Here is a 21,431-nt window from a genome sequence, read left to right as displayed (position 1 = left end):
TATGGAACTCAATAAACACACGATTGCTGAGCGCTTCGCACAATTGCCACGAGACAAACAGAGCGTATTTCTTGAGGCCTTAAGGCAACAGGATATCGACTTTTCGAAGTTGCCAATTGTTAGGTATAAGAATCAAGATAACATAGGGCTCTCTTATGCCCAACTTCGCCAGTGGTTTCTGTGGCGCTTGGATCCCCAAAGCAGCGCCTACCATATTACGGGTGCCCAGACCCTTAAGGGAACTCTTGACTCTGAAGCATTGCGGGGGAGCTTTGCCGCTTTAGTAGCGCGCCATGAGGCATTGCGCACGGTATTCCGTGACGATGGTGAAGGCGAGGCAATTCAAGTGGTGCAGGCTGAAAATAACTTCGCATTGTCTGATATTGACCTGAGCCATGTGCCGAAGGGGGAGCGAGAAGCGGTAATAGAGAGTCAGGTTACGCGGCTTTGCAATGACCCTTTCGATCTGGAGCATGGGCCACTATTGCGGGTGGGACTATTGCGTTTAGCTGAAGAAGAGCAGCTGCTGGTGGTGGTAATGCACCATATCGTCTCCGATGGTTGGTCGATGCAATTGATCATTGATGAATTTGCTGCGGGCTACTCCGCTCGGGTAATGGGTGAGGCGTGGCAGCCGCCAACCTTGCCAATTCGGTATGCCGATTATGCACTCTGGCAGCGTCAATGGATGGAGGCGGGTGAGAAAGAGCGCCAACTCGCCTATTGGCAGGCGGAGCTGGGAGACGAGCACCCGGTATTGCAGCTGCCGACCGATCACTCGCGACGTAGCGATGGAAATTATCACGCTGCGCGCTACAAAATGATACTTCCTCAATCACTGGTTAGAGGGCTCCGTCAGCAGACCCAGGCTCAAGGTGTCACCCTGTTTATGACACTTCTAACGGGCTTCCAGGCATTGTTGTATCGCTATACTGGGCAGGAAGATATTCGGGTCGGTGTACCGATTGCCAATCGTCACCGTACGGAAACTCAAAGGGTGGTGGGCTTCTTCGTTAATACTCAGGTATTGCGCAACCAGTTAAATAGCCGCTTAAGTCTGGACGAGGCACTGGAACAGAGTAAGCTTGCGGCGCTGGGTGCTCAAGAACATCAGGATCTCCCTTTCGAACAGTTAGTGGAAGCGCTGCAGCCGGAGCGTAGTCTAAGTCACACGCCGCTGTTCCAAGTGATGTTTAACTACCAGCAGCAAGATTATGACGCGCTTCAGGCGTTACCAGGACTGGAGCTGAGCGCTTGGCCATTAGAGGAGGGGGTAGCGCAGTTTGAGCTGATGCTAAATGTGGTAGAGCGCGCGAATGGCTGCTTGGAGGCAAGTTTCGTTTATGCAGAACAGCTGTTCAACTCAACGACCATTGAGCGCCTAGCGCAGCACTATGCCGCCATTCTAGAGGCACTGGCAGATATGCCGGAACGAGCGCTTGGCGATGTGGAACTGCTAGATAAGGATGAACAGCTAAAATTACAGGAATGGGGAGTAAACTCCCAATGCTACCCTGATGCCCTACCGACTCACCATCTGATCGAACGCCAAGCAGCGGTGAACCCCACTTCCAAGGCGTTAGCATTCGAAGATCAGTCACTCAACTACGCCGAGCTTAACACTCGTGCCAATCGTTTAGCACACTATCTAATCGACTTGGGAGTCCAGCCCGAAACTCGAGTGGGTATCGCCATGGAGCGTTCCATCGAGATGGTGGTGGGGCTGCTGGCGATTCTCAAGGCAGGTGGTGCTTACGTACCGTTGGATCCGAATTACCCTGCCGAGCGGTTGGCCTATATGGTCGAAGATAGCGGCATTGAACTGCTGCTTACCCAGCAACATCTGCGTGATACCTTGCCGATGCCCGATGGGCTAAACGTTATTGAACTGGATCGCTTGGATGTGACTCATCATGCGTCAACCAACCCGGAGGTGGCACTGCACGGTGAACATCTCGCCTATGTCATCTACACCTCGGGCTCTACTGGTCGGCCCAAGGGAGTGATGGTGCGCCATCATGCGCTTAGCCATTTCTTATTAAGCATGCAGGAAACCCCAGGCCTAAGCCCAGACGATATCCTGGTGGCGGTGACCTCACTATCGTTCGATATTGCCGCCCTGGAGCTGTATCTGCCATTGATCAGCGGAGCAAGGGTAGTGTTGGCGAGCCGCGAGACGACTCGAGATGGCAAGGCCTTGGGTGAATTACTCAATCAGGAAAAAGCGACGGTTTTGCAGGCGACACCCTCCGGCTGGCGGTTGCTACGCTCATCAGGTTGGCCATGGGCGACGGCTCCGCTGGCGGAAGGCTTTAAGGGGCTATGTGGCGGTGAGGCTTTGCCGCCTGATTTGGCTGAGGAACTGCAAACTCAAGGAGTCGAATTGTGGAACATGTACGGCCCCACTGAGACCACGATTTGGTCAGCGACAGACCGAGTGAATGGCAGCCAAGCTTTCCTGGGAAGGGCGATTGCGGCGACGCAGTTGTACGTTTTGGATAGTGCGCTCAACTTGGCACCCCTAGGCGTGGCGGGGGAGTTGTATCTAGGTGGCGTGGGCTTAGCGCGCGGCTACCTGGGCCGTGCAGAGCTGACGGCGGAGCGCTTCGTGGCCGACCCCTTTATTGCGGGCGAACGCCTCTACCGTACGGGTGATCTAGTACGTTGGCGGGAGGATGGTCAGCTTGAATACTTGGGACGGATTGACCATCAGATCAAAGTGCGCGGCTTCCGTATTGAGCTAGGCGAGATTGAAGCCCAACTGCTAGCCCTGTCGGAGCTACGCGAGGTAGTGGTGGTTGCCCAAGAGGGGCCTAGCGGATCTAGGTTGGTGGCTTATGTAGTGCCACAGGCCGACATCGAACACGACACTAGCACACTCCGCGAACGACTCGGTCAAAAGCTACCGGACTATATGGTGCCTGGGGTGATAGTCACTCTGGAAGCGCTGCCGCTAACCCCGAACGGTAAGGTAGACCGTAAGGCACTGCCCGCACCGGATTTGGCCAGTGGCTTGCAGTACGAGCCGCCCCAGGGCGAGGTGGAAGAAGCGCTGGCGGAAATCTGGTCGGAGATACTGGGCGTCGAACAGGTGGGTCGCCATGACAACTTCTTTGAATTAGGCGGCCATTCCCTGCTAGCCCTGAAAGTGTTGGAAAAAATGCAGCACCAGGGATTGAAGGCCCAGGTTCGAACCCTGTTCCAATGTCCGGAACTGGCGGCATTTGCTCAGTGCATTGCGCAAAAGCCAGAGCGAGAGGAAGTCGTTATTCCCCCGAACCTGATTCCTCACGCTTGCCAGGCTCTCCAGCCCGAGATGCTGACGCTAATCGAACTCAATGCTGAGGAGATCAGTACAATCGAAGAGTCAGTACCCGGTGGAGCCACCAACATCCAAGATATCTATCCGTTGGCACCGCTTCAGGAGGGAATTCTTTTCCACCATCGGCTGCAGGAAAAAGGCGATGCCTATGTGACGCCTCGGCTGCTGGGCTTTGATAGCAGGGAGAGATTGGAAGCCTTTATTGCCGGTTTTAATAAGCTCATTGCCCGTCACGATATTTTACGTACTGCGGTGCTCTGGGAAGAACTCCGTGAGCCGGTGCAGGTGGTGTATCGACATGCCATGCTGGATATCGAGTGGCCGACCATGCCAGATGTGGCCTCCGGCGGTGTGGCCGAATGGCTATACACCCAGGTGGATCCTGACTACCATCGCCTCGATGTGCGCCAAGCACCTATGATTCGAGCGCTGGCTGCCCACGATGCTGAGCAGAACCGCTGGCTGCTGCAGCTACCTAGTCACCACTTGGTCATGGATCACACCACCCTCGAGCTACTGGTGGAAGAAATTGCCCTGATCCAGCAAGGCCGCGAGGGCGAATTGCCCAAGCCGATCCCATTCCGCAACTTTGTGGCGCAGGCGTGGTTGGGGGTAAGTCAGGCTGAGCATGAAGCCTTCTTCCAGAAGCGATTGGGCGATATAGAGGAACCCACAGCGCCCTTTGGGTTGCTTGACGTGCGCAGCGATGGTGGGGATATCGAAGAAGTGCGCGTTCCTCTTGAAACAGAATTAGCCCAGCAGGTGCGACAACAGGCGCAGTGCCATGGCGTCAGCACGGCTAGCCTGTTCCACTTGGCCTGGGCCTTGGTGCTAAGCAAAATCACTGGGCAGGACTACGTGGTATTTGGCACCGTTTTGTTCGGTCGTATGCAAGGCACTGAAGGGGCCGAGCGGGCACTTGGGGTGTTTATTAATACGCTTCCTGTGCGCATCAAAACCGGTGCCCAGGGAGTAGATAAGTGTCTAATCCAAACCCACGATGCCCTGTCTGAGCTAATGCACCATGAACATGCCAGCCTCGGGTTAGCACAGCGCAGTAGTGGCTTGACGGGGGAAATACCGCTATTCACGAGCTTGCTGAATTATCGGTATAGCGCGGCTCAACAAGAGGAAACCCCTGTTCATACTTGGGAAGGTATGGAATTGTTGGAGGTTCAGGAGCGTACCAACTACCCGATCACTATGTCGGTGGACGATCTGGGTAATGGCTTCCAACTGGTAGGACAGGTTAGTCGAATGATTGGTGCACAGCGGCTGTGTGATTACTTGAACTCAGCCATTGCAGGTATTGTAGACAATCTACGAGCAGCGCCTCAGCAACCATTAAGTGAGATCAACCTGCTCAGAGCCGGCGAACAGCAGCTGTTGAGCGAGTGGGGAGAGAATACTCAACAGTATTCAGGCACTTCTCTAATTCATCACTTAATTGAGGGGCAAGCAGCGGCAACCCCAGAGGCCACGGCACTAGTATTTGAAGATCAGTCGCTTAACTACGCCGAACTCAACACCCGTGCCAATCGCTTGGCTCACTACTTAATTGGCCGAGGCGTGCAACCCGAAACTCGAGTGGGTATCGCTGTTGAGCGCTCCATTGAGATGGTGGTGGGGTTGCTGGGGATTCTTAAGGCGGGTGGCGCTTATGTACCGCTAGATCCAGATTATCCGAGCGATCGGCTGGCCTATATGGTCGAAGACAGTGGCATCGAGCTGCTGCTCACCCAGCAACAACTTCGCGAGTCGTTACCAGTAGCTGCAAGCCTGAGCGTCATTGCGCTGGATCAGTTGGATGTGACACATCATGCGTCAACCAATCCAGAAGTAGAACTGCACGGTGAACATCTTGCTTATGTGATTTACACCTCGGGTTCTACCGGGAGACCCAAGGGCGCGGCCAACCGTCACTATGCACTGACCAATCGCCTACAGTGGATGCAGGATGCCTATGGCCTAACAGCTGACGATGCGGTGCTACAGAAAACGCCCTTCAGCTTTGATGTTTCTGTATGGGAATTCTTCTGGCCGCTAATGCAGGGCGCCCGACTGGTGATGGCACCACCAGGTGCTCACCGCGAGCCAGTCCAACTGGTCGAATTGATCCGTACCCACGGGATCACCACGCTACATTTCGTACCTTCAATGTTGCAGGCCTTCCTGGCCCATGGCGAGGTAGAAGCCTGCACCAGCCTGACACGTCTGGTATGCAGCGGCGAAGCGTTGCCAGCGGAGTCGCAGAATCAGTTATTTGCCCGCTTGCCTCATGCGGCGCTCTACAACCTCTACGGCCCCACCGAAGCGGCTATCGACGTTACCCACTGGACTTGCCAAGACGATGGGCTCAGCCAAGTCGCTATTGGCCAGCCAATTGCCGGTATCCGCACCTACGTACTGGATGGAGACCTTAACTTGGCGCCGCCCGGGGTTGCGGGTGAGCTTTATCTTGGTGGCGTGGGCTTAGCTCGGGGCTACCTGCACCGCCAAGACCTTACTGCAGAACGTTTTATCGCTGATCCATTTGCGCAGGGCGAGCGCCTCTACCGTACAGGCGATTTGGTGCGCTGGCGCGACGACGGTCAGCTTGAGTACCTAGGCCGCCTCGACCACCAAGTGAAGATCCGCGGCCTGCGTATCGAGCTTGGCGAGATTGAAGCCGAGCTACTCTCTCAGCCGGAGGTTCGCGAGTCAGTAGTGGTCGCTCAAGAAGGCCCCGGTGGTTCTAGGTTAGTGGCTTATGTGGTTCCCCAAGACGATAGTGAGCTCGACACCAGTTCACTACGTGAAGTGCTGGGGCAACGATTGCCGGACTACATGGTGCCAGGCGTCATGGTTACGCTTGAGGCACTGCCGCTAAGTGCCAACGGCAAGGTAGACCGCAAGGCCTTGCCCGCTCCGGATTTGGCCAGTGACTCGCAGTATGAGTCGCCCCAGGGAGAAGTAGAAGAAGCGCTGGCGACAATCTGGTCTGACGTGCTGGGTGTGGAACAGGTGGGGCGCAACGACAATTTCTTTGAATTGGGTGGCCATTCGTTATTGGCTCTGAAGGTGTTGGAGCAAATGCGGCATCAAGGCCTGACGGCGCAGGTGCGCATGCTGTTCCAATGCCCGGAACTAGCGGCCTTTGCTCAGGCATTGACCCAGACATCAGAGCGGCAGGAAATCATCATCCCGCCCAACAGTATTCCAGATGGTTGCTCGGCGATCCAGCCAGAGATGCTATCTTTGATTGAACTCAATGTTGAAGAGATCCGTGCGATCGAAGCGGCAGTGCCTGACGGTGCCGGTAATATCCAGGATATCTACCCGCTGGCACCGCTGCAGGAGGGGATCCTTTTCCATCATCGACTGCAGCAGGAAGGAGATGCCTATGTAACTCAACACTTACTTGGTTTTGATCACCGGGATCGGTTGGCAGCCTTTATTGCCGGTTTTAACCAACTGATTGCCCGCCATGACATCCTTCGCACTGCTGTGCTGTGGGAAAATCTGCGTGAGCCGGTGCAGGTGGTATACCGGCATGCCGAATTAGCCCTCGAGTGGCTAAACGTGAATGGCGCCTCATCACAAAGCGTTGCCGAACAACTGAAAGCCGAGGTGGATCCTGAACACCATCGCCTTAATGTGCGCCGAGCGCCTATGCTGCGTGCGGTAGCTGCTCACGATGCCGAGGTTGGACACTGGTTGCTGCAACTGCCCAGCCATCACTTGGTCATGGATCACACGACTCTCGAGCTACTGGTGGAAGAAATTGCCCTAGTCCAGCAAGGACGCGAGGACGAACTGCCCAAGCCGACCCCATTCCGCAACTTCGTGGCGCAGGCCCGGCTAGGGGTAAGCCTGGAAGAGCATGAGGCCTTCTTCCGTGAACAGTTGGGCGATATTGAAGAATCGACCGCGCCCTTCGGACTACTAGACGTTCGCGGTGATGGCAACGATATCGAAGAAGTGCGCGTTCCTCTGGACACGGAACTGGCCCAGCAGGTGCGGCAACAGGCCCAGCGTTGTGGCGTGAGTACGGCCAGCCTGTTCCATCTGGCCTGGGCGCAGGTGCTGAGTAAAACCTCCGGGCGAGATGATGTGGTATTCGGCACCGTGCTGTTTGGCCGTATGCAGGGCATCGAGGGTGCCGGGCGGGCTCTGGGTATGTTTATCAATACGCTCCCTTTGCGTATCAAGATGGGCTCTCAAAGTATCGATAAGAGCTTGCGGCGTACTCACGATGCATTATCTGAGTTAATGCATCACGAGCATGCTAGCCTTGGTCTTGCGCAGCGCTGTAGTGGGCTGCCTAGTGGCATGCCGCTATTTACCAGTCTTCTGAACTATCGCTATAGCGCACCTAAGCACGACGGTAGTTCCAATCATGTCTGGGAGGGAATGGAAGTACTGGGTGGCCAGGAGCGTACCAATTACCCAATTGGTATGGCGGTAAATGATCTCGGAGAGGGCTTCCAGCTAGTAGGGCAGGTGAGCCGTTTGATAGGCGCTCAGCGATTATGTGATTACATGCAATCGGCTGTGTCCGGCATCGTAGCAAGCCTACAAAATGCGCCGCAGCAGTCGCTAAGCGAGATTAGCCTGTTAGGGGAGAACGAGCAACAGCTGTTGAGCGAGTGGGGGGTGAACTCCCACAAGCATCCCGATGCTAAGCCAGTTCATCAACTGATCGAGCGCCAGGCCGCGGCAATCCCAGCGGCTACGGCGCTAGTATTTGAAGATCAGTCGCTCAGCTACGCCGAACTCAATACCCGAGCCAACCAATTGGCCCACTATCTGATCGGACTAGGCGTAAAGCCCGAGACCCGGGTGGGTATTGCCATAGAACGCTCCATCGAAATGGTGGTGGGGCTGCTGGCTACTCTCAAGGCGGGGGGCGCCTATGTGCCGCTGGATCCCGAGTATCCTTCAGAGCGGCTGGCCTTCATCGCCGAAGATAGTGGCATCGAGCTGCTGCTGACTCAGCACCACTTACGCGAGTCATTGCCGGTAGCTGATGGCCTAAGCATTGTTGAATTGGATCAGCTGGACGTGGCACATCACGCTGCTACCAATCCAGCGGTGGCGCTGCACGGCGAGCATCTTGCCTATGTGATTTATACCTCAGGCTCTACCGGGCGTCCTAAGGGCGCAGCCATCCGCCATGATGCCTTGACCAACTGTATGGTCTGGATGCAGGAGACCTATCAACTCACCGATACCGATGCCGTACTGCATAAGGCGCCGTTCGGGTTCGACGTCTCGGTATGGGAAATTTTCTGGCCGCTGAGTGTTGGGGCACGTTTGGTGATCGCTCAGCCGGGCGACCATCGCGATCCCGAGCGCATTATCGAGCTGATTCAGCGGCACGACGTCACCACGCTTAACTTTGTGCCCTCCATGCTCAAGGCCTTCCTGGCTTATCCTGATGTTAGAGCCAAGACGCGGCTCAAGCATATTATGTGCGGCGGCGAGGCCGTTCCAGCCACACTGCAGCAGGATGTGGCGGAGTGTCTTGATGGTGCACACCTGCACGATCTCTATGGCCCCACTGAAACCACCATTCATGTCACTCACTGGTGGTGCCGTGACGACGTTCACCGCCAGATCCCCATTGGGCGACCCATTAGCGGTACCCGCACCTACGTCCTGGATGGTGATCTCAATTTGGTACCCCAGGGTGTCGCGGGAGAGCTCTATATCGGTGGTGTAAGCCTGGCCCGTGGCTACCTCAGTCGCAGTGATCTCACAGCGGAGCGTTTTGTCGCTGATCCGTTCACGGAGGGCGAGCGCCTTTACCGTACGGGGGACCTGGTGCGCTGGCGTGAGGATGGCCAGCTTGAGTATCTGGGCCGCCTCGATCACCAGGTGAAGATCCGCGGCCTGCGTATTGAACTAGGCGAGATCGAAGCCGAACTACTCTCTCAGCCGACAGTTCACGAGGTGGTAGTGGTAGCGCAAGAAGGCTCCACTGGTTCGAGACTGGTGGCCTATGTGGTTCCCCAGGCTGGCAGTGAACTCGATAGCACCTCACTACGTGAGGTGCTGGGGCAACGACTGGCAGACTATATGGTGCCGGGCGTCGTGGTTATGCTCGAAGCACTGCCGCTGAATGCCAACGGCAAGGTAGACCGCAAGGCGTTGCCCGAGCCGGATTTGGCCAGTGACACGCACTATGAGCCGCCTCAGGGAGAGGTGGAAAAAGCGCTGGCGGAAATCTGGTCAGAGGTAATTGGCGTCGAACGTGTGGGCCGTCATGACAACTTCTTTGAGCTGGGAGGGCATTCGCTACTTGCTGTGCAGATGGTGGCTCGCGTTCAAGCTGACATGCAAGTTGAGCTCAAAATCTCTGAAGTGTTTAAACACCCACTACTTCGCGACTTAGCAAAATGTATTGCTGCACTAAACAGTGAATCCTCCTTTGAGCAGTCGCTCTCCGACATTGATTCCTTCATCGACAGCATGGATACCGTTCAATGAGTCACATCGATACCCGTCGTATTGCGGAGCGTTTTACCGGATTGTCAGTCGAACAACGCCGCGTGGTTTACGACAAAATTCGTACTCAAGGGTTGGGCATCGGTCAGTTTCCTATTCTTGGCCGCCCTGAATCGCAACAGAACATTTGCTCAGCCTCCTATGCCCAACTTCGCCAGTGGTTTCTTTGGCGTCTTGATCCTCAAAGTAGCGCCTATCATATTACTGGTGCTCTGACTCTCAATGGCTCGCTGGATCCTGAGGCACTGCGGAGTAGCTTCGCAGCTTTGATATCTCGTCATGAGGTATTACGCACGGTGTTCCGTGACGATGGCGAGGGTGGTGCAATGCAAGTGCTGCAGGCCGAGATCAACTTCGTATTGCACGAAGTTGATCTAGTTCATATGCCCAAGGGAGAGCGAAAAGCAGCGATAGACAATCAGATTGATCGGCTTTGCAATGACCCTTTCGATCTAGAACAGGGGCCGCTGTTACGGGTGGGGCTACTACGCTTAGCAGAAGAGAAGCACCTTCTGGTCGTGGTCATGCATCACATCGTCTCTGATGGCTGGTCGATGCAGTTGATCATCAACGAGTTTTCCGCAGATTACGCTTCTAGAGTGACAGGAGAGGCCTGGCAGCCACCAGCCTTGCCGATTCAGTACGCTGATTATGCGCTATGGCAGCGCCAATGGATGGAGGCGGGCGAGAAGGAGCGCCAACTCGCCTACTGGCAGGCGGAACTGGGTGACGAACATCCGGTACTGCAACTGCCAACTGATCGACCGCGTCGCAACGATGGACATTATCACGCTGCGCGCCACCAAATAGTGCTCCCGGAATCACTGATTAACGGGCTCCGCCAGCTAACCCAGGCGCAGGGTGCCACCCTGTTCATTACGCTACTGACAGGTTTCCAAGCGCTGCTGTATCGCTATACCGGGCAGGAAGATATTCGGGTCGGTGTACCGATCGCCAACCGTCACCGAACGGAAACCCAGGGAGTGGTGGGCTTTTTCGTTAATACCCAGGTATTGCGCAACCAGTTGAATGGTCGCCAGAGCTTGGCCGAGGCACTGGAACAAGGCAAGCGTACAGCACTGGGGGCGCAGGAATATCAGGATCTACCCTTCGAACAGTTAGTGGAGGCACTGCAGCCTGAGCGCAGCCTGAGTCACACACCACTGTTCCAGGTGATGTTCAATCACCAACGCCAGGATCATGGCGCACTGCAGACGCTACCAGGGTTGGAACTGGGCAGTTGGCCACTAGAGAAGAAGGAGGCGCAGTTTGAGCTGACTCTTGATGTGGTAGAGCGCAAGAATGGTTGCCTGGAGGCAAGCTTTGTTTACGCTGAGGAACTGTTCGAACCAGCCACTATAGAGCGTTTAGCACAGCACTATGCCGCCATCCTAAAGGCATTGGCTGAGATGCCAGAGAGTGCATTGAGCGATATTGAGCTGCTTGATAAAGACGAGCACCTTCAATTGCAGAAATGGGGGGAAAGCTCTCAACAGTATCCCGATGCTTCGCCTATCCACCATTTGATTGAGCGCCAAGCTGCGGCGGCCCCTGAGAAGACCGCGTTAGTATTCGAAGATCAGTCACTTAGCTACTCCGAACTCAATGCCCGCGCCAATTGCTTGGCCCACTATCTGATTGATCTAGGCGTAAAACCCGAAACCCGGGTGGGCATCGCCATGGAGCGTTCCATCGAGATGGTGGTGGGGCTACTGGCTACTCTCAAGGCGGGTGGCGCCTATGTGCCGCTGGATCCGGATTACCCCACCGAGCGGCTCGCTTATATGATCGAAGACAGCGGCATTGAGCTGCTGCTGACCCAATCGGGACTAACGACGAAGCTCCCACAGCGCGAAGAGTTAACTGCTATCGCATTAGATAGCCTGGACGTTACAGAGCGACCAGCGCACAACCCTAGGTTAGTACTGAGTGGTGACAACCTCGCCTATGTCATTTATACCTCAGGCTCTACCGGCCAGCCTAAAGGTGTGCAGCTGTGTCACGCCAATGTGACGCGATTACTTGATGCTACGGCGAGGTGGTTCGATTTTTCCGGGCAAGACACCTGGACACTGTTTCATTCCTATGCCTTCGACTTCTCGGTATGGGAGATATTCGGTGCCCTTTGCACGGGCGGCAAGTTGGTCGTGGTGCCGTTCTGGGTCAGCCGCTCCCCCGAAGAATTCCTCGAGCTGCTATGCCGGGAACAAGTGACGGTACTCAACCAAACGCCATCAGCCTTCCGTCAATTAATCAACGTACCCGGTATCCAAACACGCAAGGATCTCGCTCTGAGGTTTGTCATCTTCGGCGGCGAAGCCCTGGAGCCAGCAATGTTGCGGCCATGGATCGAGTGCTTCGGCGATAAGCATCCGCGCCTTATCAATATGTATGGTATCACCGAAACGACGGTTCACGTTACCTATCGCCCGATCACTGCGGCGGATCTGCAAGGGCAGCGCAGCCCGGTCGGAGTCGCCATCCCCGACCTCGGTATCGAAGTGCTGGATCACGACCTTAATCGGGTGCCGATTGGCGTTGTCGGCGAGCTCTACGTATCGGGCGCAGGACTTGCCCGTGGCTATCTCAAGCGCGCCGGGTTGAGTGCCGAACGCTTTGTTGCCAACCCTTTCGATAGCGAAGGTGGTCGATTATACCGCACTGGCGACCTAGGGCGCTGTCGTGATGACGGCCAGCTCGAGTATCTGGGGCGTGGTGACCAGCAAGTCAAGATCCGCGGCTTCCGCATCGAGCTCGGCGAAATCGAGGCCTGCCTGTTGGCTCAGCCGGAAATTCGCGATGCTGTGGTCGTGGCGTGTTCAGGGCCAGGAGGTGACCGGCTGGTTGGGTATATGGTCGCGGCCGTGACTGAATTTGACACTCAGGTACTGCGCAAACGGCTGAGCCACCATCTCCCCGCCCACATGATACCCAGCGCGTTGGTAGCCATGGACGCCCTGCCGTTAACCGCCAATGGAAAGCTTGATCGTGCTGCGCTGCCCGATCCCGACATTGGCACCGGGAATGGCGAGTTCGAGGCACCATGCGGCGAGTGGGAAGTCAGTCTGGCAGCGCTCTGGTGTGAGGTGCTAGAAATCGAGCGGGTCGGCCGCCACGATAATTTCTTCGAGTTAGGTGGGCATTCGTTGCTCGCGCTGCGGCTGATTGCGCGATTGCGTGAACGTGGCCGGGACATCGCCATCCGTGAGTTATTCGAACATCCGCGTCTAAGCGATTTCGCGCAAGTGCTAGAAGAGGCGAACAACCTCCGTAAGGTGGAGGTTCCGCCCAACCTAATTCCTGAGCACTGCGATACCATCGAGCCCTGGATGCTCCCCCTAGTATCGCTCGACCGGGAATCGATCGCGCGCATTGAATCGACGGTGCCGGGTGGTGGCGCCAACATTCAGGATATTTATCCTCTGGCGCCGCTACAGGAGGGCATCCTCTTTCATCATCTGCTGCACGCCGGGCGTGACGCTTACATCACTTCATACACCATGCGTTTCGACGACCGCGCCCGCATGGCGAGTTTCATCAATGGTTTTAACCAAGTCATGGCGCGTCACGACATCCTGCGCACTGCTTTTTTCTGGGAAGGGCTCGACGAACGGGTACAGGTTGTTCTCCGCCAAGCACCGCTGGTGGTGGAGTGGCTCGAGAAGAGCAGCGACGACACTGAAGACTTAATGCTGTCTACCTTGGAACGGTTGCGTCACGCCGCCGATCCTGGTCGTTGCCGGATCGATGTGCGCCAGGCGCCCTTGATGCGAGCCGTGGCTATCGAGGACACGACTGATGGCGGGTGCCTACTGCAGTTACTTATCCACCACTTAATCGATGACAACATGACAGTCAAGCAGGCCGTCAAAGAGATCGCGCTGATTGAGCAAGGGCGTTTTGCGGAGCTGCCCGAGCCCTTGCCATTCCGCAATTTCATCGCTCAGGCTCGCTTGGGTGTGTCTGATAGCGAACACCAGGCTTACTTCCACCGTCGCTTTGGCGATCTTGACGAGGGTACGCTGCCCTTCGGTCTCAACGACGTTATGGGGAACGGTGACGATATCGACGAGCATCGCCTTGTGATTGACGGAGAGCTAGCGGCGGCGATCCGTCATCAAGCTCGGCTCCACGGCGTCAGCGCAGCGGCTTTCTTCCATCTCGCCTGGTCGCTGGTAATTGGCAAAGCTACCGGCAAGGACGATGTGGTGTTTGGCACGGTGCTTTCCGGACGTATGCAAGGCATCGAAGGCGCTGAGCGAGCGCTAGGGGTATTTATTAATACGCTGCCGTTGCGCATTACACTGGGTGCCCAAGTTGTCGATGAATGCTTACGGCAAACTCATGATGCTCTCTCTGAACTACTGCACCATGAACATGCCAGTCTTGGCCTAGCGCAGCGTTGCAGTGGCTTACCTGGCGGCGCTCCGTTGTTCTCGAGCTTGCTGAACTACCGCCAGGCTGCGCCTCAACGGGGCGAGAGTGTCGCTCCTACTTGGGAGGGGATGGAGACTCTAGGCGGCCAGGAGCGCACCAACTACCCAATCACTATGGCGGTAGATGATCTGGGAGATGGCTTCCAACTGGTAGGGCAGGTAAACCGCACGATTGGTGGGCAGCGGCTCTGTGCTTATATGAGAGCTGCTGTGGATGGCATCGTGGATAGCTTGCAAAATGCATCTAAGCAAGCGATCAGTGAGATTAGCCTGCTAGGAAAGAACGAGCAACAGCTGTTGAGAGAGTGGGGGGTGAACTCATACCAGCATCTCAATGCCCAACCAATCCATCAGTTGATTGAGCAGCAGGCTGCTGCAACCCCAGAGACCATGGCACTAGTATTTGAAGAGCAGTCACTCAGCTACGCTGAACTCAACGCTTGCGCCAATCGCTGGGCCCACTATCTGATCGGGCTAGGCGTCAAACCCGAAACCCGAGTGGGTATCGCCATGGAGCGCTCCATCGAGATGGCGGTGGGGTTGCTGGCGATACTTAAAGCGGGGGGCGCCTACGTGCCGCTGGATCCGGATTACCCCACCGAGCGTCTGGCCTATATGGTCGAAGACAGCGGCCTCGAGCTGCTGCTTACTCAGCAACACCTGCGCAAGTCGTTGCCGGTAGTTGATGGGCTGAACGTTATTGAATTGGATCGACTGGACGTCACGCATCATGGCTCGACTAATCCGGCGGTGGCGCTGCACGGTGAATATCTTGCCTATGTCATTTACACCTCGGGTTCTACTGGGCGACCCAAGGGCGCGGCTAACCGTCACCATGCACTGACTAATCGTCTACAGTGGATGCAAGAGGCCTATGGCTTAACGGCCGACGATGCGGTGCTACAGAAAACGCCCTTCAGCTTTGATGTTTCTGTATGGGAATTCTTCTGGCCGCTAATGCAGGGCGCCCGACTGGTGATGGCGCCACCAGGCGCTCACCGCGAACCAGCCCAACTGGTCAAATTGATCCGTACTCATGGGATCACCACGCTACATTTCGTACCTTCAATGCTGCAGGCCTTCCTGGCCCATGGCGAGGTAGAGACCTGCACCAGCCTGACGCGTCTGGTATGCAGCGGAGAAGCGCTCCCAGCGGAGCTGCAAAATCAGGTATTTGCCCGCCTGCCTCACACGGCACTCTACAACCTCTACGGCCCCACTGAAGCGGCCATTGATGTTACCCACTGGACTTGCCAAAACGATGGGCGCAACCACGTAGCTATCGGCCAACCGATCGCTGGTATCCGTACCTACGTACTGGATGGCGATCTTAACTTGGCGCCGCCCGGGATCTCGGGTGAACTCTACCTCGGCGGCGTGGGCTTGGCGCGGGGTTATTTTAATCGCCAAGGCTTAACGGCGGAACGATTCGTTGCGGATCCATTTGCGCAGGGAGAACGCCTCTATCGCACCGGCGATCTGGTGCGTTGGCGGGAAGATGGCCAGCTCGAGTATCTGGGCCGCCTTGATCACCAGGTGAAGATCCGCGGCCTGCGTATCGAATTGGGTGAGATCGAAGCCGAACTATTAACTCAGCCGGAAGTTCGCGAGGCAGTAGTGGTCGCTCAAGAAGGCCCCAATGGTTCCAGGTTGGTGGCCTATGTGGTTTCCCAAGCCGACAGTGAACTCGACACCAGCTCACTACGTGAAGCGCTGGGCCAAAAGCTACCGGATTATATGGTGCCGAGCGTTGTGGTCACCCTCGATGAGCTGCCGCTGAATGCTAATGGGAAGGTGGAGCGCAAGGCCTTGCCTGCACCGGATTTGGTCAGTGGCTCGGAGTACGAGCCGCCTCAGGGTGAGGTGGAAGAAGCGTTAGCGGTAATTTGGTCAGAAGTATTGGGCGTTGAACGAGTCGGCCGTCACGACAACTTCTTTGAGCTGGGCGGGGATTCGATTCTCAGCCTGCAGATCGTCTCTAGGTTACACCGGGCCGGTTGGATGATTACTCCTCGTCAAGTCTTTGAGTATCAGAGCGTGACGAAGCTGGCGATGGTCGCTGATCCCGTCGAGGCTACGCCGCCCGAGCATGCCGAGGCGTTGCTCGAGAGCTTGGCAGATTACCTGGATCGCGCGCAGTTGGATAATATCGACGCCCCCGCACCGGAAGAGATTGAGGACGTCTATCCGCTGTCACCCACTCAGGAGGGCATGCTGTTCCATTCGCTCGAGGCGGAAGGAGAAGGGCTGTACATCAATCAACTCAATGTCGATGTTGTTGGCCTGAATGTTGACCGTCTTATCGAAGCTTGGCAACAGATGGTCACCAGGCAGCCGATACTGCGCACAGGTTTTCTGTGGCAGCCGGGCATGGAACGCCCGTTGCAAATCGTCTTCAAACAAGCCACCCCCGATGTAGAGGTGATGGACTGGCGTGATGCGGGAGACACTGTAGAGGAGGATCTGAACCACTATGCACGACAGGAGCTTGTCAGGGAAATAAACTGGTTGAAGCCACCTCTGTCAAAAATCCGCTTGATCCATTTGGAGGATAATCGCTACCGGCTGATATGGACGCAACATCATATTCTCTCGGATGGTTGGTCGGATTCGCGGCTGCTGGGGGAATGGTTGACGCTGTACGCCGGTGAGTCATTATCTCCGCTGGGGTCAGTGTATGGTCGCTTCATCCGCTGGATGTATGATCAAGACGAGGAGGCCGCGCGGAGCTTCTGGGCAGAGGAACTGCAGAGTTTGTCTGGGCCGATGCTACTGGCGGATGCACAGAAAACATCCAGTGATCGGCGCGGGTTCGCCAAGATCTACACGCATTTCGATCGTGGCACGACACGAACGCTGATGGATGCCGCGCGGGATCAGCACGTGACGCTGAATACGCTCGTGCAGGCGGCGTGGGGACTGGTTCTGAAGTTATACGGCGAGCGTGAGGATATCGTCTTCGGTGCCACAGTCTCTGGGCGACCACCTGACCTGGAGGGAGTGGAGGAGATGCTGGGGCTGTTCATCAACACGGTACCCATCATCCTGAAAATTGAAGCGAAGGATAGCGTAGCGAGCCTGTTACAGCGTGTGCAGCGTACCAATCTCCGTGTGCGCGAATACGAGCACGTGTCACTGGCGACTATTCAGCGTTGGGGGGGGCAGTCGGGGCGTGCGTTGTTCGACAGCATTATCGTATTCGAGAACCATCCTATTGACCAGGCGCTGCGCAATACCCAGCGCTATGGGCTGGAGTTTGGTAATGCACAGGGTGAAGGGATTACTGGCTACGCCATGGATCTGCAGGTGACGGTTGGTGAGTCGGTCGAGGTTGAGTACTGCTACAGTCGCGAAAAGTTCGCTGATGATGTCGCCGAGAATATGCGTTGCAGCCTGGAGGCAGTTCTCCAGCAAATGGTCGCTGATCCCATGCGACGGATCGGAACGCTCAACTGGCAGGCCGACGCGGATCGTCATCGGCTCGTTGAACTGGGCAGGGGATCGACTGGTTCGACGTCTGATGACGACGCTCGGGTGCACAGCTGGATAGCCCGCCATGCAGTCAAACGCCCTAATGCTCTCGCTGTGTCGATGGGGGAGTGGAGGCTGGATTATGCTCAGCTTGATGCTAGGGCCAATCGCCTAGCGCACTGCCTACTCGAGCGCGGCATAAGATGTGGTGACATCGTTGGTGTGGCCATGCGGCGTTCTCCGGATATCCTGGTTAGCTTTCTGGCGGTACTTAAGGCAGGAGCCGCCTATTTACCGTTAGATCCCGCCTATCCCGGCGAGCGGCTGGCATTCATGATGCGTGACAGTGGTATGGTGCTTTTGATCAGTGAGGGAGAGGTGCTGGCCGCCTTACCTAAACCTGCGGTAGCGTGCCTGACCTGGGATAGTCTGCACTTGACCGATTACGCTGACAGTGATCCGTGCCTAGCAGTTCCTGAACAGGCCCTGGCCTACGTGATCTACACTTCTGGATCCACAGGGACTCCCAAGGGCGTTGGTGTCGCCCACGGGCCGCTGGCCATGCATTGTCAAGCTATCGCTGAACGCTATGCGCTACCGTCCAGCGCGTGCGAGCTGCACTTTATGTCGTTCGCCTTTGATGGAGCTCACGAGCGCTGGCTGACCGCATTATGTAGTGGCGCAAGCTTGGTGCTGCGCGACGACGAGCTGTGGGCCCCTGAACTGACCTGTACTGCGCTGCGTGAACATTGCGTCGACAGCGTGGCCTTGCCTCCAGCCTATCTTAATCAACTCGTTGATTGGGTCGACAGCGGAGCGGCAGCGCCTATGGTTGAACTCTACGTGTTTGGTGGCGAGGCGATGCCCAAGGCGGCTTTCGACAAGGCGCGTAAGGTCCTTTCCGCCAAGCGTTTCATCAACGGCTATGGCCCTACCGAGACGGTGGTTACACCACTGTTATGGCAGTCCCCTGCTGAGGCAAGCTTTGATGGAGACTACGCTCCGATCGGTCGCCCAGTCGGTGAGCGTGCGCTGTATGTACTGGATACTGATCTGAACCTCGTGCCGCGAGGTATGGCGGGAGAATTGTATATCGGCGGCTACGGTCTGGCGCGTGGCTACTTGGGGCGTAGTGCATTGACGACAGAACGCTTCGTGGCTGACCCCTTCGCTGCTGATGGCGGACGACTGTATCGCACTGGTGACCGGGTGCGCTGGCTGGCAGACGGCAACCTCGAATACTTAGGGCGTCTCGATGATCAGGTCAAGGTACGTGGCTTCCGTATCGAGCTGGGCGAGATCGAATCAGCGATACGCAGTATTGATGGCGTTGCCGATGTTGCCGTCGCGTTACACGATGCACAAGGGGCGCCACGTCTGGTCGCCTATCTGGTGGCACGAATGGAAAGCGCTGCTGGTGGGCTAAGCGAACGGGTCAAGCGTCATCTACTCAACACCCTACCCGAGTACATGGTGCCAGCGCACCTGATGACGCTCGGCGGCCTGCCGCGGATGGTTAATGGTAAGCTTGACCGCGCTGCGCTGCCCGCACCGCAGGCGGATACGCAGCGAGAATTCGTTGCTCCGGCATCGCCTCAAGCCGAGCGGCTGGCCGCGATCTGGCAAGAGTTACTTGGGATTGAGTGCGTCGGTGAGACGGATAATTTCTACGAACTGGGTGGAGATTCGATCCTCAGTCTGCAGTTGATCTCACGAATCCGTCAGGCGGATTTAGGGATTGCCCTTAGGCTGCGAGATCTGATGCGTTATCAGACCATTCGGGCGCTGCTCGAACACTGCGGCGAGCAGACGGCCGACTCAGTTTCGGCTGGGGAAGCAGTGGTCGACAATGACCGTCCTTTCGCATTGACGCCAATCCAGCAGTGGTTCTTCCAAACCATTAACACTTCTCGCGATCACTTCAACCAGTCCATCATGTTGCGCCCTAAGGCAGCGATCAACCGCAAGGCGCTGGCTGGTATGGCGCATCACATCATTGCTCATCACGAAGCGCTGCGTATGTATTTCCGTACGGATAATAATGGAGGATGGTCGCAGGCGTACGGCGATGCTCAGGCTCTCGAATTGGTGAACTATCACGAAGTGGCGGATGTTGGGGAGATCTCGGCCATCGCTGATGCGGCGCAGCGTAGCTTGGATATTGCGAGTGGGTGTGTCGTGCGCTTTGTGCACATCGTCATCAAAGGGGACGAGGAACGCCTGCTGATCGTTGCTCATCACTTGGTTATCGATGGTGTATCTTGGCGTGTTTTGCTTGAGGACATGGCTCGAATCTATGCCGCCTTGAGCCGTGACGAGATGGTAGAACTGCCGCCTCGGACTTCTCCATTATCACAGTGGTCGCGCCACCTGCATGAACTGGCAGCGTCGCCTGTTCTGGCTGCCGAGGCCGATTACTGGCGGGCGCAATTGGCCGATGTCGCCGATCTACCCGTGGATGGCGACACTCCACCGGGTATCTTCGGCGATGTGGCGCATCACGAAAGACGCCTGAGCGCTGAGCGCACGCAGCGTCTGCTCAGGGACGCGCCCAATGCTTACTCGGCAACGATTGACGACTTGCTACTGGCGGCGCTGGCGAGGACTCTGTGGCGCTGGACTGGCGAGCGCGACTTCCTGGTCAATATGGAGGGACATGGTCGTGAGGCTGGCGAGGCCGATATTGATTTATCGCGCACGGTGGGTTGGTTCACCTCTATCTACCCTCTACGGCTGACGGCCGCCGATGAAAGCCCGGCCGAAACCATCGCTCGGATTCGGGAACGCCGCCAGGCAGTGCCCCTTAAGGGGCTGGGCTATGGGGTGCTGCGATACCTGCAGAGGCAGGACAGTGTCCCCGAGTTACCCGACAACCGGGCTCGGATCAATGTCAACTATCTCGGCCAGTTTGGCGGTGAGGCCACCGAGAATCGACTTTGGGAGGTGTACGACGACGGTAACCGCAAAGGGCGCGAGCGCAGCGATGAAATGCCTTTGGCGAACTGGCTAGAACTGGTTTCTCACGTACACAAGGGGGTATTCACCAGTAAGTGGATCTACAGCACTCGTGTTTTTGATTCGGAAACTATAGCGAGGTTGCAGGCGATCTATCACGAGGAGTTAGCCTGGATCGTCGATCACTGTGCGGAGGTGTTGAGGGTCGTCGAGCCTTCCTCTTAGAGATCTGTCTTAAAGATGGCTATTGAGTGTTGGTGGTTCTTTGGACTGCCAGCTCTTTAGTGATTGCACTTTAGGACTGGTACAGTTGGTCATGTACGCACCGGTGGCTTTTGCTGGCTCTGGTGCGGGAGAACAATCTTAGGCGGCACGCGAGAAGCAGCCATGGCCGAGTGCTATTAGGCCAGGTTGGCAACCACGCTATTGCTACTGTCTGTATGGCGTGTGAACTAATACATCTCGCACCTAACGGCAGGTATTTACAGTATCTTGCTGGGCGGGGAGATGTTTGTGCTTCGAAGCACAGTGATGTCAACTGCGGTAATTTGTTAGCCGGGCAGGGTAGCCGGAGGCCTGATTTACAGGCGATCTTGAGTCTCCAGGCGATCCATTGCCGGTGTTTTTATTCTATTACTCGCTAACGGTTAGCTTTGTCTGAGATTAAACAGTGTCGAAGAAATTGGTGATGTTAGGTATGATCCGCATGTAATGTCAGATGCCGTGACGTCGCAAGAATGTTAATGTATTAAGAACTC

Annotated in this window: 2 protein-coding genes; both read left to right on the top strand. The window is 56.3% G+C overall.

Annotation, left to right across the window (positions count from 1 at the left end; translation table 11 throughout):
• Position 1: 1 nt before the first annotated feature.
• The gene (locus INT21_RS15240) at positions 2 to 9,793 is read left to right on the top strand and encodes a non-ribosomal peptide synthetase (RefSeq protein ID WP_193068383.1); all 9,792 of its coding nucleotides are present in this window, start codon (positions 2 to 4) and stop codon (positions 9,791 to 9,793) included.
• Positions 9,790 to 20,898 carry a non-ribosomal peptide synthetase gene (locus INT21_RS15235; RefSeq protein ID WP_193085417.1) on the top strand — a complete coding sequence of 3,703 codons (11,109 nt, stop codon included), beginning with the start codon at positions 9,790 to 9,792 and terminating at the stop codon, positions 20,896 to 20,898. The genes INT21_RS15240 and INT21_RS15235 overlap by 4 nt, the downstream gene beginning before the upstream one ends.
• Positions 20,899 to 21,431 lie beyond the last annotated feature (533 nt).

Origin of the sequence: Halomonas sp. 3F2F, from assembly GCF_014897805.1 — a bacterium.
Classification (GTDB): domain Bacteria; phylum Pseudomonadota; class Gammaproteobacteria; order Pseudomonadales; family Halomonadaceae; genus Vreelandella.
The sequence above is the reverse complement of the archived record's forward strand: the minus strand, read 5'-3'. Positions and strand labels throughout refer to the sequence as shown.

Bases quoted from the DNA above. Each gene is read 5' to 3' on its own strand.
- INT21_RS15235 (WP_193085417.1), top strand. From the start codon at position 9,790: ATGAGTCACATCGATACCCGTCGTATTGCGGAGCGTTTTACCGGATTG.
- INT21_RS15240 (WP_193068383.1), top strand. From the start codon at position 2: ATGGAACTCAATAAACACACGATTGCTGAGCGCTTCGCACAATTGCCA.